Genomic DNA, 23,073 nt, shown 5'->3' on the forward strand with positions numbered 1-23,073 from the left:
CTTGAGACTGCGCCAAAGGGCCGATCCGCCCGAACGCGGACGTTCCGTGCGCGCAGCGGTCCGCCCACGGGCCCGAACCCTCCCGTCCGTGGGCCCGAACCCTCCCGCCCGGGGCGCCGCGGGGGCGGCCGTAGCATGGCGGCATGCGTCTGCTCGGCACCATCACCCCGGACCGTCCGCTGCTCGTCGTCGCCGTCCGGGAGGAGGCGGCCCACCTGGGCGAGCGCCTCCCCGTGCTGCTCACCGGCATCGGCAAGATCAACTCGACGGCCGCGCTGGCCACCGTGCTGGCCGGGGCGGTCCGGCCGGCCGAGGTGGTGAACCTGGGGACGGCGGGTGCGCTGCGCCCCGGCCTGGCCGGCACCATGCACGAGGTCTCCCGGGTGCTGCAGCACGACATCGACACCCCGGTGCTGCGCGCGCTGACCGGCCGCAGCTACGGCGCGCCGATCACCCTCAACGACGGCGTCGGCCCGACTTTGGCCACCGGCGACCTCTTCGTCTCGGACGGCGCCGCCCGCGACCGGCTCGCGGAGCAGGCCGACCTGGTCGACATGGAGGGCTACGCGATCGCCACCGTCGCCCGCCGGGCCGAGGTGCCGGTGCGGCTGGTCAAGTACGTCAGCGACGAGGCCGACGACGGCGCCGCGCACACCTGGCGCGAGTCGGTGGACGCCTGCGCGAAGATCCTCGCGGCCTGGGCGGACGAGCACCTCGGCGACCGCTGAGGCGCGCACCGCGGACACGGCGGAGGCCGGGACCCTCGGGGTCCCGGCCTCCGGTGCGTCCTGGCGGACGGCTCAGCCGGTGATCTGCACGCCGGTCAGCGCGGGCACGAACTGGTCCAGCTCGGTGCGCCAGTAGCGGGCGACGTTCAGGCGGGTCGCCTTCTGCTCACCGGGGAAGTGGAACTGCATCGAGCTCCACATCGCGGCCCGCTTCACCTCGGTGATCAGGGTGCGCGCCTGCTCCAGCGGCACCACGTGCACCAGCTCCTGCGGCCGGTTGCTCATCCGCGAGGCGCGGTGCACGACGACCACGCGCTCGGTCAGGGTGACGAAGTAGTACTTCACGAACAGCTGGCCGATCAGGCCGAGCTGGCTCATCAGCCACGGGCTCGGGCCGGTGACGGTGTGGAACGTGACGACGGGCCGGTCGTTCGGCTCGATCGCGGCGATCGCCTCGGCGACCTGCTCCTGCATGGTGGACTTACGGATCGCCATCTGGCGGTTCCCCCTGGGGATCGGGTGGGCGCCCCGTGGACGGGCGCCGTACGAAGCCGGGAGCGTAGCGTTCGTCGGACGGTCCTATCAACGTTCAAACCTCCGCACCTGGATTCTTGACCGGTCCTTGACCGGTCGGCCGTCCGCGCACCACCGGCGGACCCGCCGCCGCCCCCGGGGTGTGCGGGCCCCGGGGACGGCGGCGGGGGATCGGGACGCGCCCACCCGGGCCGCGGGATCCGGACGGCCGGTCAGGCCGCCGCCGGGCGCACCGGTTCGTACGCGGCGCGCAGCCGCAGCTGCGCCCGCTCGTCGGCGCCGATCCGGTCGAGGCCGAGCAGGGCGGCGCCGAGGACGGGCGGGGCGACCACGATCCGCGGCTCGGCGAGCGGCGCGGCGGTGGCCAGCCGGGCCGTCACGTTGTCGACCAGCAGCGGCAGCCGGGCCGCGAGGACGCCCCCGCCGAGCACCACCGGGACGGCCTCGTCCAGCAGGTCGAGCCGCCGCAGCGCGACGGCGGCGAAGCGGACGATCTCGTCGGCCTGCCGGTCGACCAGGCCGAGCGCCACCCGGTCGCCCGCCTCCGCGGCGGCGAACAGCACCGGGACGAGCTCGTGCAGCCGCTCCGCGGCGATCTCGCCGAGGTGCATCCCCTCGGCCACCGCGGTGGCGGAGAGCCGTCCGAAGTGCGCGCCGATCGCCGCGGCGAGCCCGGTCGCCGCGCCCCGGCCGTCCTCGGCCCGGGTGGCGTGCCACATCGCCTCGGCGGCCAGTCCGCCGCCGCCGCCCCAGTCGCCGGTGAGCCGGCCGAGCGCGGGGAAGCGGGCGGTGCGCCCGTCCGGCAGCAGGCCCACGCAGTTGATGCCGGCGCCGCAGACCACGGCGACGCCGCGCGGCCCGTCGGTGCCGGCCCGCAGCAGGCCGAAGGTGTCGTTGGCGACGGCGCTGGTGGTGCCCCAGCCGCGGGCCTCCAGGGCGGCGAGCAGCCGCTCCTCCTCGACCGGCAGGTCGGCGTTGGCCAGGCAGGCGGAGACGTGCGCGGCCACCGGGGCGCCGGGTCTCAGACCGGCCTGTGCGGCGACCGACTCGACCAGCGGGGCGAGGCCGCCGATGGCCTCGTCGGCGCCGTCGAGCTGCGGCTGGAAGCCGCCGCCGCGGGCGGAGCCGAGCACCGTGCCGTCGGCGGCGACCAGCGCCACGTCGGTCTTGCTGTTCCCGGCGTCGACGGCGAGGACGCCGGGGAGAGGGGCGTCGTGCTGGCGGTTCATCGGTTCTCCCCGGGGTGGTGCGAGGCGGTCATCGTCGGGTCACGCCCAGCCGAGGTGGGCGCGGTTGTGGGCGATCAGCCGGTCGGTGAGCCGGTCCGCGAGGTCGAGCTGGCCGACCAGCGGGTGGGCGAGCAGGGCGTCGAAGACCCGGTCCCGGCCGCCCTTGAGCGCGGCGTCCAGCGCCAGGTGCTCGTAGGCGGTGACGGCGGCGATCAGGCCCGCGTAGAGCGGCTCGACCGGACGCTGCGGCAGCGGGCGCACGCCCTGCGGGTCGACCTCGGCGGGCACCTCGATCACCGCGTCGTCGGGCAGGAAGGGCAGTACGCCGTCGTTGCGGGTGTTGACCACCTGCACGCCGGTGGTGCCGTCGGTGCCGAGCAGTGCGGCGATCAGCTGGACGGCGGCCTCCGAGTAGAAGGCGCCGCCGCGCTTGCCGAGCAGCTCGGGCTTGGTGTCCAGGGCCGGGTCGGCGTACATCTCCAGCAGCTGCCGCTCGATCGCGGCGACCGCGGCGGCCCGCGAGCCCTGCACCCTCAACTCCTCGACCACCCGGTCGTGCTGGTAGAAGTAGCGCAGGTAGTACGAGGGCACCACGCCGAGCCGGCGGACGACGTCGACCGGCAGGTGAAGGTCGGCGGCGATCGCCTCGCCGTGGCCGGCGAGCAGTTCGGGCAGCACCTCGCGGCCGGTGGCGGCGCCGGGGGCGTCGAGCAGGGTGACGCCGCGCTCCCAGGTGAGGTGGTTCAGGCCGACGTGGTCGAGGCGGACGCGCTCGGGTTCGACGCCGAGGTGGCCGGCGAACTTCCGCTGGAAGCCGATCGCGACGTTGCAGAGGCCGACGGCCTTGTGGCCGGCGGTCTGCAGGGCGCGGGTGACGATGCCGACGGGGTTGGTGAAGTCGACGATCCAGGCGTCCGGGTTGGCCCGGCGCACCGTCTCGGCGATGTCCAGCACCACCGGGACGGTGCGCAGCGCCTTCGCCAGCCCGCCCGCGCCGGTGGTCTCCTGGCCGACGCAGCCGCACTCCAGCGGCCAGGTCTCGTCCTCGTTGCGGGCGGTCTGTCCGCCGACCCGCAGCTGCAGCAGGACGGCGTCCGCCCCCTGCACGCCGGCGGCGACCTCGGACGCGGTGGTGACCCGCGCGTCGTGGCCCTGCCGGGCGAAGATCCGCCGGGCGAGGCCCGCGATCAGCTCCAGCCGGTCGGCGGCCGGGTCGACCAGGACGAGCTCGCCGATCGGCAGGGTGTCCCGCAGCCGGGCGAAGCCGTCGATCAGCTCGGGTGTGTAGGTGGAACCGCCGCCGACGATTGCCAACTTCAGTGCGGACATCAGCCCTTGACCCCTGTCAGTGTCACGCCTTCGATGAAGGCCTTCTGTGCGAAGAAGAAGAGGATGATCACCGGCGCCATCACCAGCAGGGTGGCGGCCATGGTGAGGTTCCAGTCGGTGTGGTGGGCGCCCTTGAACGACTCCAGGCCGTAACTCAGCGTCCAGGCGCCCGGGTTCTCGCTGGCGTAGATCTGCGGGCCGAAGTAGTCGTTCCAGCAGGAGAAGAACTGGAAGAGCGCGACGGCGGCGATCGCCGGCCGGGCCATCGGCAGGACGACCCGCAGCAGGGTGCGGACGTCGCCGCAGCCGTCGATCCGGGCGGCCTCCAGGTACTCGTTCGGGACGGTCAGCAGGAACTGCCGCAGCAGGAAGATCGAGAAGGCGTCGCCGAAGGCCATCGGGACCACCAGCGGCCAGAGCGAGCCGGTGAGGTGGAGCTGCTTGGCCCAGAACAGGTACATCGGGATCACGGTGACCTGAGGCGGCAGCATCATCATCGAGACGACCGCCATCAGGGCGAGCCGCCGGCCGCGGAAGCGGAACTTGGCCAGGGCGTACGCCACGGGCAGGCTGGAGACGACGGTGAGCAGGGTGCCGAGGCCCGCGTACAGCAGGCTGTTGCGCCACCAGGTGAGGAAGCCGGGGGTGCGCCAGACCTGCGCGTAGTTCTCCCAGTGCCAACTCGTGGGCCACAGCTCGGAGGTGAGTGCCTGACGGTCGCTCATCACCGAGGTGAGCAGCACGAAGACGAAGGGCAGCAGGAAGAACAGCGCGGCGGCGATCGCCAGGGAGTGCACGGCGACCCATTCGAGGGCGGCGCGGCGGCGGGCGGTGCGGGCGGCGGCCGTCCGGACGCCGGCCGGCAGCGGCAGGGCGGGGTTGAGGGTCATGGCTCAGTCCTCCACCAGGCCGGAGCCGCGCCGCAGCAGCAGGGCGGTGAAGGCCATCGAGATCGTGAACAGGACGAGGGCGGCGGCACAGGCCGTGCCGGTGTCGAAGCGCTGGAAGCCGAGGTTGTAGACCATCTGCGGCAGGGTCCAGGTCGAGCCGTGCGGGTAGCCGGGCTCGAACTGCTGGCCGGAGCCGCCGATCACGCCGCTGGCGACCTTCCCGGCGACGATCGCCTGGGTGTAGTACTGCATGGCCTGGATCACCCCGGTGACCACCGCGAACAGCACGATCGGGGTGATGTTCGGCAGAGTGACGAAGCGGAACCGCTGCCAGGGCCCGGCGCCGTCGAGCTCGGCGGCCTCGTACTGCTCCTTGGGCACGTCGAGCAGCGCCGCCATGAAGATCACCATCAGGTCGCCGATGCCCCACATGGCGAGCAGGGTCAGCGCGGGCTTGGACCAGTCGGGGTCGGTGAACCAGCCGGGCTGCGGCAGACCGAGGTCGCCGAGCAGGTGGTTCACCGGGCCGGTGCCGGGGTTGAGCAGGAAGGCGAAGGCCATCGTGGCGGCCACCGGCGGGGCGAGGTAGGGCAGGTAGAAGGCGGTGCGGAAGAGGCCCGCACCGGTCTTCACCTTGGTGATGAGCACGCCGACGCCCAGGCCGAAGGCGACCCGCAGGGTGACCATGACGGCCACCAGCCACAGCGTGTTGCGCAGGCCCTGCCAGAAGAACGGGTAGTGGGCGAAGAGGTACGTCCAGTTCTTCAGGCCGTTGAAGGTGGGCGCGGTGAAGCCGTCGTACTTCATGAAGGAGAAGTAGGCGGTGGAGACCAGCGGGTAGGCGAAGAACAGGCCGAAGCCGATCAGCCAGGGCGAGAGGAAGGCCAGGGTGCGGGCCCGCTCCCGGCGGCGCTTGCGGCGCAGCAGTGCCGGCCGGGGGGTGTCGAGGAGTGCCATGGCGCGTCCGTCACTGGGCCTGGTCGATGGCGGCGTCGATCTCCTTGGCGGTGGCGGCGAGTCCGGCCTTCAGGTCGGAGAGCCGGCCGGACTCGTACGCGTAGCCGAGGTTCTGCAGGGAGACCTGGTAGGCGCCGCCGTTGACCGAGGCGGGCGTGGTCGAGGAGTTCGGGTTCTTCGCGATGGCCAGGAAGGTGCGGAAGTCGGCGTCGGCGTCGAGCTTCGGCGAGTCCAGTGCGGCGAAGGTGCTGGGCACGTTGTGGATGGCGTTGGCGAAGCCGACGACCGCGTCGGTGTCCGTGGTCAGGTACTTGACGAGCTGCCAGGCGGCGGTCTGCTTCCGGCTGCCGTTGGCGATGCCGATGATGGTGCCGGTCTGGTAGCCGCGGCCGTAGGAGGCCGCCTGGTCGTCCGGGACGGGGAAGGGCGCGGTCGCCCACTCGAAGGCCGGCTTGTCCTCGGCGAGCGAGGCGGTGCGCCACTCGCCGTCGAGGGCCATCGCGACCTGGCCGGTGGTGAACGGGTTCTTGGCGCTGAACTCGTCGCCGAAGCCGGTGCGGTACTTCTCCAGCTTCTCGAAGCCGCCGAGCCTGTCGACCAGGCCCTTCTGCCAGGTGAACATCGCGGCGACCTTCGGGTCGGCGGCTATGTCGGACTTGCCGTCCTGCCCGAAGTAGCCCGCGCCGTACTGGCCGAGGAAGTGCGAGGGGGTGGACTCGTAGCCGTGGTAGTTCGGCATGAAGCCGAGCTGCTGGTAGCCGTCGCCCCGGGCGGACGTCAGCTTGACGGCGTCCGCCTCGAACTCGGAGAAGGTCTTCGGCGGGGCGGTGATGCCGGCCGCGGCGAAGGCGGTCCGGTTGTAGTAGAGGCCGTACGCGTCGCCGAGCAGCGGCAGCGAGCACTGGTTCCCGCGGTAGGCGCTGTAGGAGAGCATCGCGGCGGGGAAGGTCTTCGCCGGGTCGATGCCGTCCTTCTTCAGGAAGGGCGTCAGGTCGGCCCAGACCTTGGCCGAGCAGAACTTGCCGACGTTGTCGGTGGTGAAGGACGAGACCACGTCGGGGGCGTCGGCGCCGCCGGCCCGCAGCGCCTGCTCGCTCTTGTCGTCCGCGATGTTGCCGACGACCTTGACGTGGATGTTGGGGTGGAGCTTCTCGAAGGCGGCGATGTTGGCGTCGATCGCCTTGGTCTCGTTCTCCTGGCTCCAGCCGTGCCAGAAGGTGATGGTGACGTCCTTGCCCTCGGCGGAGCCGTCGTCCGCGCCGCCCTGCGGGGTGCCGGTGCAGGCGGTGAGCAGGGCGAGTGCGGCGGCGCCGGTGGCGGCGGCGAGCGTCCGGCGGGTTCTGCGCGGAGTGTGCACTTCGGGGTCCTCCTGGGGGGACGCGGGCAGGGGGCATCGCCCCTCGGCCCGTGTGCGGGAGACGGTGGCGTGGCGGTGGTGCGGGTCAGTGGGTGGAGAAGACCGCTTCCCGGGCGGCGGCCAGGGCGCGCTGGAGCGCGCCGTGCAGGACGGGGGAGCCCGGGACGGCGCTGCAGCGCACCTCGGGTCGGGGGATGGAGATCAGGGCGAGCGCCTCCTCGACGAGGGCGCGCAGCCGCTCGCCGCCGGCGGTGGGGATGCCGCCGGAGAGCACCAGCAGTTCGGGGTCGACGACGGAGACGATGACGGCGAGGCCGACGGCGATCCGCTCGGCGAGCTCCGCGAGGAAGGCGTCGCCGTCGCCCTCGGTCCGCAGGGCCAGGGCGACGGCCTCCTCGGCGGTGCCCGCGGTCAGGTGGTGCGCGGCGGCGAGCTCCAGGACGGCGTCGGCGCCGGCGAGCTCCTGGAAGCCGCCGGAGTTGCGCCGCCGCACGTCGCGGACGACCGGGGCGCCCGGCACCGGCATGTAGCCGACCTCGCCGGCGCCGCCGGTGAAGCCGCGGTGCAGCCGCCCGGCGATGACGATCGCGGCGCCGATGCCCTCCTCGGCCCAGAGCAGGACGAAGTCCTCGCAGCCGAGCGCGGCGCCGAGGGCCTGCTCGGCGATGGCGGCCAGGTTGACGTCGTTCTCGATCGAGAACGGGGTGCCGAGCGCGGCCTCCAGGTCGGCGAGCAGCCGCGGGGAGTGCCAGCCGGGCAGGTGGGAGGCGTAGCGGAGCTTGCCGGTGACGGGGTCGAGCGCACCGGGCACGCCGATGACGACCCGGTGCAGGCTGCCCTCCGCGAGACCGGCCCCGCGGACGGTGGCGGCGAGGGCCTCGCCGACCTTCTCGACGGTGCCGGCGGCGGACCAGCCCTTGGTGGCGACCTGGTGCTCGGCCAGCGTGGTGCCGGTGATGTCGGCGACGGCGATCCGCACGTGGGTGGTGGTGACGTCCAGTCCGGCGACGTACCCGGCGGCCGGGTTGACCTGGTAGAGCTGCGCGTTCGGCCCGGGCCCGCCCGCCGTGGTGCCGACGGGCACGACGAGGCCGGCGGCCTCCAGCCGGGTCAGCAGCTGGGAGGCGGTCGGCTTGGAGAGGCCGGTGAGGGTGCCGATCTGGGTTCTGGAGAGCGGCCCGTTGGCGAGCAGCAGTTCCAGGGCGGCGCGGTCGTTGATCGCGCGGAGCAGGCTCGGGGTGCCCGCGAGCGGGGGTCGGGTGGTGTCGGTCACGGCTCGATCCTCCTCTGCGGGGGCGGCACGGTCACCCGCGGGTCCGCCGGGTGACGCGGTGAACTGTTAGGAAAGTTTCCAATTGCTTCGAGAGGACCGTAGATCCCGGCCGGAGCAGGTGTCAATGACCCGATGTCGAAGCGTTACCCCGGGTACGCGGCCCGGGCGCGCGAAAGGGCCCCGCTCCCACCCGGGAACGGGGCCCTGCCGAAGATCTGCCGCCGGGGCTACTCCACCGACTGCGCCGGTATCGGCTTGACCGCGGCGGACTGCGGCGACAGCGGGTCCGAGAGCGCCGACGGCGCGGCGATCTCCGCGGCGGTGACGGCGGCGACCGGCGTCGCCGACACCGTGACCGCCTCGTCCTTGAGCCGCACCCCGGCCTCGTCGAAGGCCTGCTTGAGCCGCTGCCGCAGCGCCCGCGCCACCTGCGCCGACCGGCCCGGCGTCGTCCGCGCCTCGACCTTCAGCACCAGCGAGTCGGTCGCCACCGAGTCCACGCCCAGCACCTTGACCCGGCCCCAGATCAGCTCGTCGTACGGGGTCTCCTTGGACAGCTGCTCGGCCGCCTCGACGATCAGCCCCTCGACCCGGAGCAGGTCCTCCTTGTAGCCGACCTGGACGTCCACCGTTGCGGTGCCCCAGCCCTGGCTCATGTTGGCGATCCGCTTCACCTCGCCGTTGCGGATGTACCAGATCTCGCCGCCCACACCGCGCAGCTTGGTCACCCGCAGGCCGACCTCCAGCACCGTGCCGCTGGCCACCCCGGTGTCGATCTCGTCGCCGACGCCGTACTGGTCCTCCATGATCATGAAGACGCCGGACAGGAAGTCCGTCACCAGGTTCCGCGCGCCGAAACCGATCGCCACACCGGCCACACCGGCGCTCGCCAGCAGCGGGGCGAGGTTCACGCCCAGCGCCGAGAGCACCATCAGCGCCGCCGTGCCGAGGATGCTGAACGAGGCCACGCTGCGCAGCACCGAGCCGATCGCCTCGGAGCGCTGCTGGCGGCGCTCGGTGTTCACCACCCCGCTGTTGGCCAGCAGGCCGCCGAGGCGGCCCATCATCTCGTCCTCGTCCTCCGCGGGGCGGCCCATCCGCGACACCAGCTGCGTGATCAGCTTGCGGACGACGGCGCGCAGCACCAGCGCGAGGACCACGATGAAGACGATCCGCACACCGCCCTCGACCCAGCTCTGCCAGTTCTGGTCGAACCAGCTGGCGGCCTGCTTGGTGGAGGCCGTCACCTCCTCGGCGCTGGTCGGCAGCTTCAGGTCGAGGGTGGGTTGGGCGGGCGAGGGGGTGGCTTCGGCCAGGAGGCCGGTGACACCGGAGCGGAACACGTGCGGGCCTTCCGTGGTGCGGGGTACGGCCGGCGCGCGACGCCGGCACGGCCCGGCTGGCGGACCGTCCCGTCCAACCCTAGCGGCCCGCGCGGGCACCCCCGGACGGCCCGTCAGCCTGCCCGGGCCCCCGCGCACACCCCCTCACCGGCGGCGACGCGTGCACCGGACCCGGCGCGCGGGCATACGTCCTATGACGGATTCCACATCCGGTCCGTTACACAGGAGTGGTGGCGCCGTACGAAGGCGTAAGGCGACACTGGGGGAGATCGCGCCGCAATGCGATCACCCGCTCGTCCCGGCGCGAGCCACGCGCCGCAGGCGCCCAAGGAGGCATCCGTGCCGCATGTCCTGGTCCTCAACGCGTCGTACGAACCACTCGGAGTGGTCTCCACCCGCCGCGCCCTCATCCTGGTCCTCAACCACAAGGCGGTCAGCCTGGAGGACTCCGGAACCACACTGCACAGCGCCACCACCACCGTGACGGCACCGTCCGTCGTCCGTCTGACCCGCTTCGTGCGGGTCCCCTTCCGCGGGCCCGTCCCGCTCACCCGCCGCGCACTGTTCGCCCGCGACCACGGGCGCTGCGTGTACTGCGGGGCCGCCGCGACCAGCGTCGACCACGTCATTCCGCGCAGCCGGGGCGGCCAGCACCGGTGGGACAACGTGGTGGCGGCCTGCCGCCGCTGCAACCACGTCAAGGCCGACCGCCACCTCACCGAACTGGGGTGGCGGATGAAGCGCGCCCCCGCGCCGCCCAGCGGCCTGGCCTGGCGCGTCATCGGCACCGGCATCAAGGACCCCCGCTGGCGCCCCTACCTGGAGCCCTACGGCGGCCTCGACCAGTTCCGCGAGTACGAGCACCACGACCATATCGACCACGCGGGTGCCCTGCCGGCTCCGGCCACGAGGACCCACCCGACCCGCCGCCGCGGAGAGCCGGAACCGCTCTCCGCCTGACAGACAAGGGCCTGCCCGTCACACTTCGGTACGCCTCATGGGCCGCCGGCGCACCCCTCAGCGGGAGCGTCGGCGGCCCGCCGTCTGCATCCCTGGAGCCCGCACCGTGCCGCCCGAGAGCCGTCCCCGTACCACCGAGCCCGTCCCCTTCGAGCCCGTCCCGTTCGAGCACCCGTCCTTCGACGCCGTCTCGTTCGACGGCGACGACACCCTCTGGGACTTCGCCGCCGCGTTCGCGCCGGCCATCGCCCACGCCGCCGAGCTGCTCGGCGCGGAGCTCGGCGGGCCGCCGGTGGAGGTCGACTGGCTGCAGCGGATCCGCGAGGAGGTCGTCGCCGACCTGCCCGGCGCCACCCTGCCCGAGCTGCGCCGGGCCGCCTTCGCCGAGGCCGTCCGCCGCCGCTCCCCCGGCCGCCCGGAGCTCGCGGACCGGATGTTCCTGGCCTTCATGGCCGCCCGCGCCCGCTCCACCCGGCTCTTCCCCGAGGTCGCGGAGGTCGTCGCCGCGCTCGCCGCCCGGATGCCGCTCGCGCTGACCACCAACGGCAACGCCGAACTCTCCTGGACGGGCCTCGACCCCTACTTCCGCGTGGTCGTCCGCGCCGTCGACTGCGGCCGCTCCAAGCCCGACCCGGCGATCTACCGGATCACCGCCGAGCGGCTCGGCGTCGAACCGGCCCGCATCCTGCACGTCGGCGACCACCCCGTCGAGGACGTCGAGGGGGCCCGCGCCGCCGGGTTCCAGGCGCGGCTGATCGACCGGACCGGCCGCACCCCCGGTGCCCTCACCTCACTGGCCGAGCTGCTCAGCCGGTGACGGCGTACAGCTCGACGCCCCACAGCGAGTATCCGTACTTCGTCGCCCGGGTCACCCCCTGCACGCGCAGGAACCGGGTGCCCGGCGCGTCGAAGCGCACCGTCTCCACGCCGCCCTCGCCGTCGTCCACGGTGGCCACCGTCGTCCAGGTCACCCCGTCCGCCGAGGTCTGCACCTTGTAGGCGGCCGCGTGCGCGTCCTGCCAGTGCAGCACCGCCGAGCCCAGCCGGGCCGCCTGCGGCAGCTCCAGCTGCACCCACGCGCCGTCGGTCGCCGGCGAGGACCAGCGGGTCCGCGGGTCGCCGTCGTTGACGTTGGCGGCGGGGAAGGCCGACGTCTCGTCCGCGGAGGAGGTGGCGGTCGCGCCCCGCGCCAGGTCCGGCCCGCCGGCCGGCGGCACCACGTGCACCAGCAGGTCCTGCCGGACGGTCAGCGTGCCCGCGGTGAACGTCACCGGCAGCCGGTAGGTGCCCGAGGGCGTCCCGGCCGCCGCCACCACCTGCAGCGGCACCCCGACCCGGCCGCCGCGGGGCACGGCCACCGCGCTGCCCTGGGTGACGGTCAGCCCCTTGGCGACCGCCGGCACCTCCACCTTCAGCTCGCCGCTGGTGCCCTCCGGCCGGCCGGTCTCCAGCACCGCCTTCGTCACCTGCGGCACCGCCTGCCCGGTCACCACGTCCAGGCTGGAGTCCGACAGGCTGAGCCGCGCCGCCGGGGTGTCCGCGTACCAGGGCACGATCTGGTTGACCACCGGCGCCTGGAAGCCGGGCGCCCACACCAGCCGGATCGCGTCGGCCGGGCGGCCGCCCGCCGGCAGCTCGTTGTAGCCCGGCTTCAGCGTGCCGATCGCCGTCCAGAGACCGTCCGTGCCGCGCACCGCCACCGTCGCGACGGCCTGCACCGTCGGGTCGGTCAGCACGGTGACCCGGTCCAGCGGCCGGGCCGCGCCCAGCTCCACCGTCAGCGGCTCCGAGATCGAGGTCGGCGCCTCCGCGGCGCGGAACGCCGTGTCCGGGTCGCCGTCCAGCACCGCGTCCGGCGAGGAGCCCGGCGCGGCGGCCGGGCCGGTCACCACCGCGGGCGTGTCGTCGGGCGCCGCGACCGAGAACTCCCGGACGGCCACCGCGGTCTTCTGCGCCGTCCGCGCGCGCAGCCGCACCGCCTTCGCCACCGTGCCGGCCGGAGCCGTCACCGACACGCTCTTCTGGCCGTGCACCACCGCCAGCTGCTTCCAGCCACCGCTGCCCGTGGAGTACTCCAGCACCCCGTCGCGCAGGTAGTCGTCGGCCGCCGTCGCCGCGTCCGGGCCGTCGCCCCACGAGCCCATCAGCACGGTCACCCGGCCTAGCGGCCGGCCGTTGCCGAGGTCCAGGCCGACCGCGTCGCCGGCCTGCGGCGGGGACGCGCTCCAGTAGAAGGTGTCCGGGGCGCCGTCCGTCATCAGCGCCGGGCCGTGGTCGTTGGCGGTGCCGATCGTGGTGGTCGGGGTGCCCGCCCCGGCGTCCACACCGGCCCAGGTGTCCGCGTCCTTCAGCGCCCGCTCCAGGAACGGGTCCAGCACTCCGGCGCCCAGCGTCACCGTGCCCTGCCCCAGCTGCTCGCGCAGCTGCCGCAGGTCGACCCGGGACTGCCAGGCCGCACTGCCGTCGCCGCCGCGCTGCGCGATCAGCATCGCGACCGCCGCCTGCCCGGCCCGCCCGTACGTGGCCAGCCGGACGAGCCACGGGCCCGCGTCCTGCGCCACCGCGTCGCCGGCGAGGGCCTGCGGCGCGCCCGCCATCGTCGCGAAGGCCGCCTGCAGCGGCGCGGCCGCCGCCTGCAGCGCCGCCCGGTCCGGGGTGCCGCCCGAGGACGGCTCCAGCGCCGCCCAGAAACGCTCCATCAGCGGCGCCAGGTAGCCCGACTCCTGCTTGTCCAGCGGCGAGGACGAGCTGTTCCCGGCCAGCGCCGAGAGCGCCGCCTCGGCCGCGCCGCCGCCGGACATGGCGTGGATCGCCTGCTTCACCGAGTCCGCGGCCCGGTAGCCCTCGGGCTTCCAGCCGAAGTCCGCGGCGGTCGCCAGCGGCAGCCGGGAGGCCACCGGCTGCGCCATCGCCGCGGTCAGCAGCACCGCCGACCGGGTCGCCACCGCGGGGTCGCGGCTGGTGTAGCCGCCGAGGAACAGCCGGTCCGGCGTGGAGTCGTTGACCGGGTAGTTGTCCATGGTCACCAGCGGACGGTCGAAGAGCGCCGCCGTCTCGGCCAGCTGGTCGCCCGTCACCTTGGGCGCGATCACCGCGCCGCCGCTCCACGCCACCTGCACGCCCGCCGGCAGCGCCGCCGCCAGTGCCTTGCGGTACGGCGTCGCGCCCTGCTTCTGGTACTCCGTCGGCACCACCGACAGCGGCGCCAGCTCGGAGTGCGCGGCGATCAGCCGCTGCTGCACCTTCGCGGCCAGCTCCGCCTGCGCCTTCGCGGCCGCGGCGGGGCCGGTGCCGTACGTGCGGCGGTCGCCCGGGCAGTGCCACTCGTCGTAGCTGACGTCCAGGAACTGCAGCTGGAACGCGCCGAAGCCGAGCCGGCGCAGCCCGTCCAGCTTGGCGACCAGCGCGTCCACGTCCTTGCCGGAGCTGTAGCAGAACGACTGGCCGGGGTCGATCGAGTAGCCGAGCACCACGTGGTTGGCCCGGGCCCGCTCGGCGAGCCGGCGCAGCGCGTCCTGCTGCGCCTGCGGGTAGGCCTCGCGCCAGCGGGAGGTCCGGTACGGGTCGGCGCCGGGTGCGTACAGGAAGAAGTTCTGCTTGGTGCGGCCGAGGAAGTCGATCTGCTCCAGGCGCTCCGCGGTGGTCCACGGGGTGCCGTAGAAGGACTCGGCGGTGCCGCGGACGGGCGCGCCCGTCGGCCAGTCGCGCAGGACGACCCCGGGGAAGCCCCGGCCGGCCTCGGCCGGGCCCTGGCCCTGGCCGTTCAGGATCGGCGCGAGCAGCTGCCGCAGGCTCTGCGCCGCGTAGAAGGTGCCGGTCGCGTCGGCGCCGGACAGCACCACCGCGCCGTACGTCCCGCCGCCCGCGGCGGGCAGCTGCCCGGCCGCCAGCACGTAGCCGCCGGCCGGCAGCCCGGTCACCGACACGTCGGAGGCGGCCCGTCCGGCGGCCGCGGCCAGCCGGCGCAGGACCTGGTCGGCGTCGCCGCCCGCGCCCTCGCCGGGGCCGCCCACGTACACCACCAGCGAGCCGGCGACGGGGGAGGCGCCGGGGTCGGCCTCGACGATGTCGGTGGCGCCCGCGGTGCCGAGCACCTGCCGGACGGCGGCCAGGGCCGGTCCGTCGGCGCGGTGCGGTGCGACCAGGGACACGGTGTCCGGCACCGAGACCGCGCCGCCCGCGGCCTGCAGCTGCTGCGGGCGCGGGTACACCTGCGGTTCGGTGATCGAGCCGAGCGGGGTGACCGGGGCGCTGGTCACGGGGCGGTCGCCGATCGACGGTGCGGCGAGGGCCGCCGGACCCGCCAGCAGACCGCCGACCACGGCGGCCGCGGACAGCGTCGCGGCCAGCTGCAGGGCGCTGCGGCGCCGGCCGGCGGGCGAGCGCCGCTCGGCGCGGACGGACGCGAGCAGCGGCTCGGTCCCCTTGATGTCGGCGATGAAGCGGTCCGCGGCGCGGGGCGCCAGCTGGCGGGCCGTCCGGGCGGCCGTCCGGCGCGCCGTCAGCGCGGCCGGGTGGTTCAGGAGTTCGCGCAGCGCGGCGCTCTGGTCCAGCTGTTGCCTCAGCCGCCGCCCGGCGGCCACCGACACCCGTGCCTGCACCGGACCTCCTCCGCGCCCCGGGACGGCCGGGCGACCGGGCCCGCCACCCGTGTCACCGCCGTACCCGCCTCAGCCCACCAGGTGACCGGCCGGGTGTCAACGCCGTTGGCTGGTATGCCCGATTTGCGTACTTGCCGGCCCGTGACCGGGCCCGGCCCGGCGCGCGTCCGCCGATCCCGCGTCGGCGCGCCCCCTCGGCGCCGTGTCGGTCGGGGTCGCACGGGGTGCGGGCGGGTAGGACTGTGCCTGTTCGCGTTCGGTGATGTCCCGACTCCAGGGAGCCGCGAGTGGCCGCATACCTTGACCGTGACCAGGCAGCCGGGGAGCAGGTCCCCGCCGAGGACGCACCGCCCCCGCCGCCGGACCTGGTGGCGCTGGCGCACGCGTACGGGGTGGACAGCACGTACAACCCGGGCGGCGGGACGGTCCCGGTCGGATCGGACACCCTGGTCGCGGTGCTGGCCGCGCTCGGGGTGGACGCCTCGACGCCGGAGGCCGTCCGGGCCGGACTGCACCGGCACCGGGTGGAGACCGCGGCCCGGCTGCTGCCCCCGACGGTGGTGGTCCGTCAGGGCCGCCGCACCGCCCTGGACGTCCCCGCCGAGGCCGAGCTCGCCGTCGAACTGGAGGACGGCGGCCACTGGGACCTCCCGAAGGGCCACTCGCACTGGCTGCCCGCCGACCTGCCGCTCGGCCGGCACCGCCTCACCGCCAAGGCCGGCCCCCGCGAGGCCTCCGCCGCCCTGATCGTCGCCCCCGAACGGCTGGCCGCGCCGCCCGGCCGCAGCTGGGGCTTCCTCGCCCAGCTGTACTCGGTGCTCTCCGACCGCTCCTGGGGCATGGGCGACCTCGGCGACCTGGCCGACCTCGCGCAGTGGGCCGGCCACGCGCACGGCGCCGGCTTCCTGCAGATCAACCCGCTGCACGCGGGCATGCCGGGCGCCCCGTCCGACCCCTCCCCCTACCGCCCGTCCTCGCGCCGCTTCGCCGACCCGGTGCACCTGCGGATCGAGGCGGTGCCCGAGTACGCGTACGCGGACGCCGTCGTCCGTGACGCCGCCGAACGGGCCGGCCGGCTGCGCGCCGAGGTGCTCGACCACGACGGCCTGATCGACCGGGACGCCGTCTGGGCGCTCAAGCGCGAGGCCCTGGAGGCGCTGTACGCGGTGCCCCGGACGGTCGGCCGCCGGGCCGCACTGGAGGCCTTCACCGCCCGCGAGGGCGAGTGGCTGGAGCGGTACGCCACCTGGTGCGCCCTCGCCGAGCAGCACGGCCCGAACTGGCACGCCTGGCCGAAGGGCCTGCGCCGCCCCGACGGCCCGCACCTCGCCGCCGCCCGCGCCGAGCTCGCCGACCGGATCGGCTTCCACCGCTGGCTGGCCTGGCTGGTCGACGAGCAGCTCGGCCGGGCCCAGCAGGCCGCCGAGGACGCCGGCATGGCGGTCGGTCTGATCCACGACCTCGCCGTCGGCGTGCACCCGGACGGCGCCGACGCCTGGGCCCTGCAGGACGTGCTCGCCCACGGCATCTCGGTCGGCGCCCCGCCGGACGCCTTCAACGCGCACGGCCAGGACTGGGGGCTGCCGCCCTGGCGCCCCGACGCGCTCGCCGCCACCGGGTACGGGCCCTTCGCCGAACTGCTGCGGGCCGCCGCCCGGCATGCGGGCGCCCTGCGGATCGACCACGTGATGGGCCTGTTCCGGCTCTGGTGGGTGCCGGCCGGCCACCCGCCCACCCGCGGCGCCTACATCCGCTACGACGCCGAGGCCATGCTCGGCGTGCTCGCCCTGGAGGCGCACCGGGCCGGCGCGTACGTCATCGGCGAGGACCTCGGCACGGTGGAGCCGGGCGTCCGCGAGGAGCTGGCCTCCCGGGGCGTCCTCGGCACCTCCGTCCTCTGGTTCGAGCGGGACTGGCGGGCCAAGGGCGAGATCCTCCCGCCGGAGCGCTGGCGGGCCGGCTGCCTGGCCACCCTCACCACCCACGACCTGCCGCCCACCGCGGCCCGGATCGGCGGCGAGCACGTGGAGCTGCGCCACCGGCTCGGCCTGCTCGCCCGCCCGCTCGGCGAGGAGCAGGACGCGGCCCGGACCGAACTCGCCGAGTGGGCCGCCGAACTCACCGCCCGCGGCCTGCTCGCCGAGGGCGCCGAGCCGACGCCGGAGGCGCTGTACGCCTTCCTGCTGGCCACCCCGGCCGCCCTGGTCGGCGTCTGGCTGCCGGACGCGGTCGACGACCCGCGCCCGCAGAACCTGCCCGGCACCTGGGACCAGTACCCGAACTGGCGCCTCCCGGTGGCCGACCGGGAGGGCCGCCCGGTCACCCTCGACGCCCTCGCCGGAGCCCCCTCCACCGCCCGCCTGGTGGCCGGCCCGGCGGCCCGGCTCGGAAGGCCCACCCCGCCGCGCGGCGCCGTGTGAGCGGCCGGTACGGTGACAACGTGGACAAGAGGAACGCTATGCGCGCCGGTGCGGTCACCGCGGCGGCCACGCTGATGATGCTGATGACGTCGCCCGCGATGGCCCTGACCCGCGACGACGGTGACCAGCCGGGCTCCGGGATCAGCACCGCCGAGGTCGTCGGCATCTACGTGCTGCTGCCGATCGCGCTCTTCCTGCTGATCGCCGGCCTGGTCTGCCTGCCCTCGCTGAAGAACAAGGGCAAGAAGAAGTAACACGTCCGTCCGAGCGCCGTCGGGGCCCCGCCCCGGCGGCGCTCCGGCATGTCCGGGGGAGTTTCCGGGCCTGCGGCCGACACGCGGGGGCGGTCAGGAGGCGGCGGCCGGGTGCCAGTCGGCGGGGCCGGTGGCCGGGAGGTGGCGCCGCAGGCCGTCCGTCCAGCGCTTGGTGCCGTCGGGCAGCACGGCGAGCGCCTCGACGCCGGGCCGGCGGGCGGCCCAGGCGAGGGCACGGTCCGGTCCCATGGCGAAGGCCGCGGTCGCCCAGGCGTCCGTCCGGGCGATGCCGGTCCCGGGGTCGCCGACCAGGGTGAGCGAGGCGAGGCCGGCGGCGGGGCGGCCGGTGTGCGGGTCGACGACGTGCGCGCCGCGTTCGGCGGTGCCGGAGGTGGCCACGGCCAGGCCGCGGCCGCCCAGGACGGCTGTCAGCCGGCCCGGCCGCAGCGGGTGCGCGACCCCGATCCGCCACGGCCCGCCCGCGGTCTGCACGTCCCCGCCGCCGCTGACGCAGTGCTCCCGGGAGCCGGAGGCGCGCAGCATCAGGGCGGCCTCCTCGACCGCCCAGCCCTTCACCCAGCCGCTCGGGTCGAGCCGCCCGCCGGGCCGTTCGGTGAACCAGCCGTCGGTCTCCGCCGCCACCTCCCGGCAGGCGGCGAGCACGGCCGGCACCTCCGGGTCGCAGGCGTCGAGGGCGAGTTCGCCGCGGTCGAGGCGGCTGATGTCGCTGTCGGCGCGGTACGGGGAGAAGACCGCGTCGATCCGGTGCAGTCGTTCGGCGATCCTGTCGAGCACCCCGGCGGTGTCCGGGCCGGGGTCGCGCACGGCGAAGGAGAAGACGGTGCCCATCACCGGCTCGGCACGGCGCAGCACGTCCGCCTCACCGCCCGGCCTTGTCGAGGGCGCTCTGCAGGGAGCGGGTGTAGCCGTCGCTGGTGAAGGTCGCGCCGCTGACCACGTCGATCTGTGCGCTCTGGGCGGCTATCGCCTCCTGGTTCAGCAGCGGCAGCGCATAGCTGTTGATCTCCTGGTCGCGGTGGTCGTTCGAGGGGTACTGGACCACGTCGATGGTGGTGATCCTGCTGCCGTCGAGGGTGACCTTGACCTGGACGGGTCCGTAGCGGGTGTTCGCGGCGTCCCCGGTGACCGTCCTCGTCGAGCCCGTCGAGCCGGAGGTGCCCGACGAGCTGCCGGACGAGCTGCCGGAGGAGCCCGACGAGGTGTCGGTGGCGCCGCCCGTGCCGCCCGAGCTGATCACCGCGGCGGCCCCGGCCCCCTCGTGCGGTTTCAGGGAGAGCAGCAGCACGATTCCGGCCGCGGTGGCGGCGCTGCTGACGACGGCTCGGCGCATGGGGTCCTCCTGGGGGACGGGGGGATCAGAGGGCGAAGGACTCGCGGTGGATGCGGTTCGGCCGCACGCCGGCGGCCCGCAGCGAGCGGACGGCCTCCTCGGCCATCCCCTCCGGTCCGCACAGGTAGACCTCGTGGTCGGCGAGGTCGGGGACGAGCCGGCGCAGGGCGGTGCCGAGGTCGCCGATCCGGCTGCGCGACCCGACCAGGGCGTGCACCCGGCCGCCGCGCCGCCGGGCGAGGGCCTCCAGCTCCTCCCGGAACATCAGGTCCTCGGGCCGGCTGGCCCGCTGCACCAGGGTCACCCGGCCCGGCAGGGTCTCGAACAGCGCCCGCAGCGGGGTGATGCCGACACCGGCGCCGAGCAGCAGCACCCGCTGCTCCCGCTGCAGCCGGCCGGTGAACGCCCCGTACGGGCCTTCGGCGCGGACCCGGGTGCCGGGTCGCAGGGCGGCCACCGCGGCGCTGTGCCCGCCGAGGTCCTTGACGGTGAACCGGAGGAAGTTCGGGTGCGGCGGCGCCGAGAGCGAGTACGGGTTGGCGGCCCAGCGCAGTCCGGGTGCCTGGAACTGCAGCCGGAAGAACTGCCCGGGCTCGGCCCGCAGCTCGTCCAGCCGGTGGCCGGTCAGGAAGAGCGACACCACCCCGGGGGCCTCCGCCCGGACCTCGGCGACCTGCAGCCGGTGCCGGCGGTCGAGCAGCCACGGCCGCGCCAGCCGGTACCAGCCGACCAGGACGGCGGTGCCGAAGTACAGCCCGTACCAGAGGGCCTTGGCCTTGGGGTCGCCGAAGTCCGCCCCGGTCGCGAGCTGGTGGCCGAAGGTGAGCGCGACGGCCACGTAGGTGGCCAGGTGCAGGTAGTACCAGGTCTCGTAGGAGAGCCGGCGGCGGGCGGCCCGGGCGGAGACCGCGCCGGTGCCCAGCAGCAGGAGGGTGCCCAGCGTCGCCTTGATCATCTCGGGGTAGTGGAAGACGATGTCGACGCCCTCGGCGACCACCCCCCGGTCATTGGTGAGCGCGTACCCCCAGGTGATCGTCAGCACGTGGACGGTCACCATGGCGACCATCCAGCGGCCGCCGAAGGCGTGCCAACGGGCCAGCCGGTCGGCGCCGACCTCCCGCTCCAGCGGGGGCAGCCGGGTCATCAGCAGGATCAGCACGGGCGCCGCGTAGCCCGCGAGCAGGCCGGAGAGCCGGCCCGCGTTGGTGAGCCAGCCGGCCGCGCCGGCGACCGAGGCGGTGTCCTTCCACCAGAGCGCGGCGACGCCGAGCGCTCCCGCCGCGATCAGCGCGAGCACGACGGTCGGCGCGGCGGCGACCGGACGGCGCGGGACGGCCCGGTGCGTCCGGGCCGCGGACCGCGGTGGGGCTGCGGTGGCCATCGGGAACCTCCTTCGAACCCGGCGGCGAGTGCCGCCGAGGTGGCCCACGATGGCACCGCAAGCTCTCAGTTGCCTCTGAGTGCGCAGCCTCCCACAGGCCCTCATCGAGCACGTCCGTGCAGGTCAGGCCTGGTGCGTCGGCCAGGGGAGGCGTTCGGGGATCTCAGCGCTTTCTCATCGCGGCGGGCCAGAATGAGAGCCCGTGACAGCACACCGAGGGAGCACCATGGACGACTCCGCCGACCGGCAGGCCTGGCGGGTCCTCGTCGTCGACGACGAACCGGACCTGGTGGAGGTGGTCTGCGGGGCGCTCCGCTACGAGGGCTGGGAGGCCGTCGGCGCGACCACCGGCGAGGCCGCCGTCCGCACCGCCGCCGCCTGGCGGCCGCACGCCGTGGTGCTCGACATGATGCTCCCCGACCTCGACGGCATGGAGGTGCTGCGCCGCATCCACGCCGCCCGGCCCGAGGTGCGGGTGCTCTTCCTCACCGCCAGGGACGCAGTCGAGGACCGGATCGCCGGGATCGCGGCGGGCGGCGACGACTACGTCACCAAGCCGTTCAGCCTGGCCGAGGTGGTCGTCCGGCTGCGCGGACTGCTGCGCCGCGCCGCCCCGCCCGCCCCCGCCGGGCGGCCGCCCGCGCACGCCCTGGTCCTCGGCGACCTCGTCCTCGACGAGCAGGCCCGCGAGGTCACCCGCGGCGGCGAGCCGATCGACCTCAGCCCCACCGAGTACGCCCTCCTGACCCACCTCATGCACCACCCCCGGCAGGTGCTCAGCAAGGCGCAGCTGCTGGAAGCCGTCTGGTCGTACGACTTCGGCGGGCAGGCGCACGTCGTGGAGCTGTACATCAGCTACCTGCGCAAGAAGATCGACGCCGGCCGGACGCCGATGATCCACACCGTGCGCGGCGCCGGCTACCTGATCAAGGCGTCCCCGTGACGGCCGCCCGGCAGCGGACCGTCCGGACGGGGGCCGCCCGGCTGCGCGCGCGGGCCGGCCGGCTCGTGCCGCGGACGCTGCGGGCCCGGCTGATCGCCGGACTTCTGGTGCTGCTGGTCGTCACCTGCGCCGCGGTCGGCTTCGCCACCACCGCGGCCCTGCGGCACTTCCTGGTCGACCGGCTGGACCAGCAGCTCTCCGACACCGGCGGCCGGTACGCCGCGAGCCTGGAGCACGCCGACCGGGGCGGCGCCACCGACACCCGGGCGCAGACCCCCGGCACCTTCGGCGCCCGGCTGCTCGACGGCCGGGCCACCGCGGCCGGTGTGGTGGACGGGGACGCCGACGACGCCGACCGCCCCAACGCCGACGACACGGTCGCCCTCTCCGCGGCCGATCAGCGCGCCCTGACCGCGCTGCCGGTCGGCGGCCCGGCCCGCACCGTCCGGCTGCCGGCCCTGGAGGGCCCGTACCGGATGCAGGCGGTCGCCGGCCGGGACGGCGACGTGCTGGTCAGCGGCCTGCCGCTGGGTCAGGTCGAGGACACCGTCGACCGTCTGACGACGCTTGAACTCACCGTCTTCGCGATCGCCGTCTCCGCGGCGGGGGTGGCCGGCGCGCTCTGGGTCCGCTGGTCGCTGCGGCCGCTGGACCGGGTGGTCGCCACCGCCGAGCGGGTCAGCACGCTGCCGCTCGCGAGCGGCGCCGTCGACCTCTCCGAGCGGGTGCCCGACGACGACCCGGCGACCGAGGTCGGCCGGGTGGGTGCCGCGCTCAACCGGATGCTCGGTCACGTCGGTGCCGCGCTCGCCCGGCGGCACGCGGTGGAGGAACGGCTGCGGGCGTTCACCGCCGACGCCAGCCACGAGCTGCGCACCCCGGTCGCCGCCGTCCGCGGCCACGCCGAGCTGGCGCTGCGCCATCCGGGTGCGGTGCCCGAACCGGTGGTCCACTCGCTGGAGCGGATCGGCGCCGAGGCCGGGCGGATGGGCGCCATCGTCGAGGACCTGCTGCTGCTCGCCCGGCTGGACGCGGGCCGGCCGCTCGCCGACCGGGAGGTCGACCTGACCCGGATCGCGCTGGACGGCGTGGCCGACGCCCGCGCCGCCGGACCGGACCACCGCTGGCGGCTGGTGCTGCCGGAGGAGCCGGTGCTCGTCCGCGGGGACGCCGACCGGCTGGCCCAGGTGGCGGCCAACCTGCTGGCCAACGCCCGCACCCACACGCCGCCCGGCACGGTGGTCGAGCTCGCCCTGGAACGGGCCGGCGCGGAGGTGCGGCTGTCCGTCGCCGACACCGGACCGGGGATCCCGCCGGAGCTGGCCGACCGGGTCTTCGAGCGGTTCGTGCGCGGGGACCGGGGCCGGTCGCGGGCCACCGGTTCGACCGGGCTCGGCCTGTCGATCGTGCAGGCGGTCGTCCAGGCGCACGGCGGCACGGTGGACGCCGCGAGCCGGCCGGGCCGGACCGTCTTCACCGTCCGGCTGCCGGCCGCCGGGCCGGTGCCGCCGGTGTGACCGCCG

At 75.1% G+C, this 23,073-nt stretch carries 19 protein-coding genes; 7 read left to right on the forward strand and 12 right to left on the reverse strand.

What is annotated here, in order from left to right; genetic code table 11:
• Positions 1-143 precede the first annotated feature (143 nt).
• Complete coding sequence (locus IE98_RS0107580; protein ID WP_030266234.1) at positions 144-728, forward strand: nucleosidase; 585 nt, start codon at positions 144-146, stop codon at positions 726-728.
• Between the two features lie 72 nt (positions 729-800).
• Here IE98_RS0107580 and IE98_RS0107585 read toward each other — a convergent pair whose 3' ends face one another.
• The 8 genes from IE98_RS0107585 to IE98_RS0107620 all read right to left on the reverse strand — a co-directional run bounded on the left by IE98_RS0107585 (position 801) and on the right by IE98_RS0107620 (position 9,571).
• Positions 801-1,223: a hypothetical protein gene (locus IE98_RS0107585; protein WP_030266237.1), complete on the reverse strand. Its 423-nt coding sequence runs from the start codon at positions 1,221-1,223 to the stop codon at positions 801-803.
• Positions 1,224-1,474: 251 nt separating this feature from the next.
• Complete coding sequence (locus IE98_RS0107590; RefSeq protein ID WP_030266239.1) at positions 1,475-2,491, reverse strand: N-acetylglucosamine kinase; 1,017 nt, start codon at positions 2,489-2,491, stop codon at positions 1,475-1,477.
• A 39-nt stretch (positions 2,492-2,530) separates the two neighbouring features.
• Positions 2,531-3,811 (reverse strand): 6-phospho-beta-glucosidase, encoded by a 1,281-nt coding sequence (locus IE98_RS0107595; RefSeq protein WP_030266241.1) that lies wholly within the window; start codon positions 3,809-3,811, stop codon positions 2,531-2,533.
• An 8-nt stretch (positions 3,812-3,819) separates the two neighbouring features.
• A complete protein-coding gene (locus IE98_RS0107600; protein WP_030266243.1) occupies positions 3,820-4,710 on the reverse strand; it encodes a carbohydrate ABC transporter permease in 891 nt (296 codons plus the stop codon).
• A 3-nt stretch (positions 4,711-4,713) separates the two neighbouring features.
• Complete coding sequence (locus IE98_RS0107605) at positions 4,714-5,667, reverse strand: carbohydrate ABC transporter permease (RefSeq protein ID WP_030266246.1); 954 nt, start codon at positions 5,665-5,667, stop codon at positions 4,714-4,716.
• Between the two features lie 10 nt (positions 5,668-5,677).
• On the reverse strand, positions 5,678-7,024 hold the full coding sequence (locus tag IE98_RS0107610; RefSeq protein ID WP_030266249.1) for an extracellular solute-binding protein: 1,347 nt from the start codon (positions 7,022-7,024) through the stop codon (positions 5,678-5,680).
• Between the two features lie 85 nt (positions 7,025-7,109).
• Positions 7,110-8,297, reverse strand: coding sequence for an ROK family transcriptional regulator (locus IE98_RS0107615; RefSeq protein WP_030266253.1), 1,188 nt, complete (start codon positions 8,295-8,297; stop codon positions 7,110-7,112).
• A 227-nt stretch (positions 8,298-8,524) separates the two neighbouring features.
• On the reverse strand, positions 8,525-9,571 hold the full coding sequence (locus IE98_RS0107620) for a mechanosensitive ion channel family protein (protein ID WP_052390279.1): 1,047 nt from the start codon (positions 9,569-9,571) through the stop codon (positions 8,525-8,527).
• 408 nt (positions 9,572-9,979) lie between these two features.
• On the opposite strand from IE98_RS0107620, the gene IE98_RS0107625 reads away from it, so the two are divergent.
• Together IE98_RS0107625 and IE98_RS44330 are read left to right on the forward strand one after the other, a co-directional pair.
• Entirely contained in the window at positions 9,980-10,600 is a 621-nt protein-coding gene (locus tag IE98_RS0107625; RefSeq protein ID WP_030266259.1) for an HNH endonuclease, read from the forward strand.
• Positions 10,601-10,706: 106 nt separating this feature from the next.
• A complete protein-coding gene (locus tag IE98_RS44330) occupies positions 10,707-11,417 on the forward strand; it encodes an HAD family hydrolase (protein WP_052390255.1) in 711 nt (236 codons plus the stop codon).
• Here IE98_RS44330 and IE98_RS0107635 read toward each other — a convergent pair.
• Positions 11,407-15,201: a beta-N-acetylglucosaminidase domain-containing protein gene (locus tag IE98_RS0107635; RefSeq protein WP_052390256.1), complete on the reverse strand. Its 3,795-nt coding sequence runs from the start codon at positions 15,199-15,201 to the stop codon at positions 11,407-11,409. The two genes, IE98_RS44330 and IE98_RS0107635, sit on opposite strands and share 11 nt — an antisense overlap.
• 287 nt (positions 15,202-15,488) lie before the next feature.
• Here IE98_RS0107635 and malQ point away from each other — a divergent pair, with 287 nt between their 5' ends.
• Together malQ and IE98_RS0107645 are read left to right on the forward strand one after the other, a co-directional pair.
• Positions 15,489-17,621, forward strand: a complete 2,133-nt coding sequence (gene malQ, locus IE98_RS0107640; protein WP_078660839.1) for a 4-alpha-glucanotransferase — start codon at positions 15,489-15,491, stop codon at positions 17,619-17,621.
• Positions 17,622-17,641: 20 nt separating this feature from the next.
• Positions 17,642-17,875, forward strand: coding sequence for a hypothetical protein (locus tag IE98_RS0107645; protein ID WP_078660853.1), 234 nt, complete (start codon positions 17,642-17,644; stop codon positions 17,873-17,875).
• 93 nt (positions 17,876-17,968) lie between these two features.
• Here the strand turns inward: IE98_RS0107645 and IE98_RS0107650 are convergent, their stop codons facing one another.
• The 3 genes from IE98_RS0107650 to IE98_RS0107660 are packed head-to-tail and all read right to left on the reverse strand — an operon-like array spanning position 17,969 to position 20,607.
• A complete protein-coding gene (locus IE98_RS0107650; protein ID WP_052390280.1) occupies positions 17,969-18,724 on the reverse strand; it encodes an FAD:protein FMN transferase in 756 nt (251 codons plus the stop codon).
• Between the two features lie 31 nt (positions 18,725-18,755).
• Positions 18,756-19,226, reverse strand: coding sequence for an FMN-binding protein (locus IE98_RS0107655; RefSeq protein WP_030266276.1), 471 nt, complete (start codon positions 19,224-19,226; stop codon positions 18,756-18,758).
• A gap of 25 nt (positions 19,227-19,251) precedes the next feature.
• Positions 19,252-20,607, reverse strand: a complete 1,356-nt coding sequence (locus IE98_RS0107660) for a ferric reductase-like transmembrane domain-containing protein (RefSeq protein WP_030266279.1) — start codon at positions 20,605-20,607, stop codon at positions 19,252-19,254.
• Positions 20,608-20,833: 226 nt separating this feature from the next.
• Here IE98_RS0107660 and IE98_RS0107665 point away from each other — a divergent pair, with 226 nt between their 5' ends.
• Both IE98_RS0107665 and IE98_RS0107670 read left to right on the forward strand, forming a co-directional pair.
• Complete coding sequence (locus tag IE98_RS0107665) at positions 20,834-21,550, forward strand: response regulator transcription factor (RefSeq protein ID WP_030266282.1); 717 nt, start codon at positions 20,834-20,836, stop codon at positions 21,548-21,550.
• Positions 21,551-21,591: 41 nt separating this feature from the next.
• Complete coding sequence (locus IE98_RS0107670; protein ID WP_030266285.1) at positions 21,592-23,067, forward strand: sensor histidine kinase; 1,476 nt, start codon at positions 21,592-21,594, stop codon at positions 23,065-23,067.
• Positions 23,068-23,073 lie beyond the last annotated feature (6 nt).

Source organism: Streptomyces sp. NRRL B-24484, from assembly GCF_000717715.1.
Lineage (GTDB): Bacteria > Actinomycetota > Actinomycetes > Streptomycetales > Streptomycetaceae > Kitasatospora.

Coding starts and splice junctions, on each gene's coding strand:
- IE98_RS0107580 (WP_030266234.1), top strand. CDS start 144: ATGCGTCTGCTCGGCACCATCACCCCGGACCGTCCGCTGCTCGTCGTC.
- IE98_RS0107585 (WP_030266237.1), bottom strand. CDS start 1,223: ATGGCGATCCGTAAGTCCACCATGCAGGAGCAGGTCGCCGAGGCGATC.
- IE98_RS0107590 (WP_030266239.1), bottom strand. CDS start 2,491: ATGAACCGCCAGCACGACGCCCCTCTCCCCGGCGTCCTCGCCGTCGAC.
- IE98_RS0107600 (WP_030266243.1), bottom strand. CDS start 4,710: ATGACCCTCAACCCCGCCCTGCCGCTGCCGGCCGGCGTCCGGACGGCC.
- IE98_RS0107605 (WP_030266246.1), bottom strand. CDS start 5,667: ATGGCACTCCTCGACACCCCCCGGCCGGCACTGCTGCGCCGCAAGCGC.
- IE98_RS0107650 (WP_052390280.1), bottom strand. CDS start 18,724: ATGGGCACCGTCTTCTCCTTCGCCGTGCGCGACCCCGGCCCGGACACC.
- IE98_RS0107655 (WP_030266276.1), bottom strand. CDS start 19,226: ATGCGCCGAGCCGTCGTCAGCAGCGCCGCCACCGCGGCCGGAATCGTG.
- IE98_RS0107660 (WP_030266279.1), bottom strand. CDS start 20,607: ATGGCCACCGCAGCCCCACCGCGGTCCGCGGCCCGGACGCACCGGGCC.
- IE98_RS0107665 (WP_030266282.1), top strand. CDS start 20,834: ATGGACGACTCCGCCGACCGGCAGGCCTGGCGGGTCCTCGTCGTCGAC.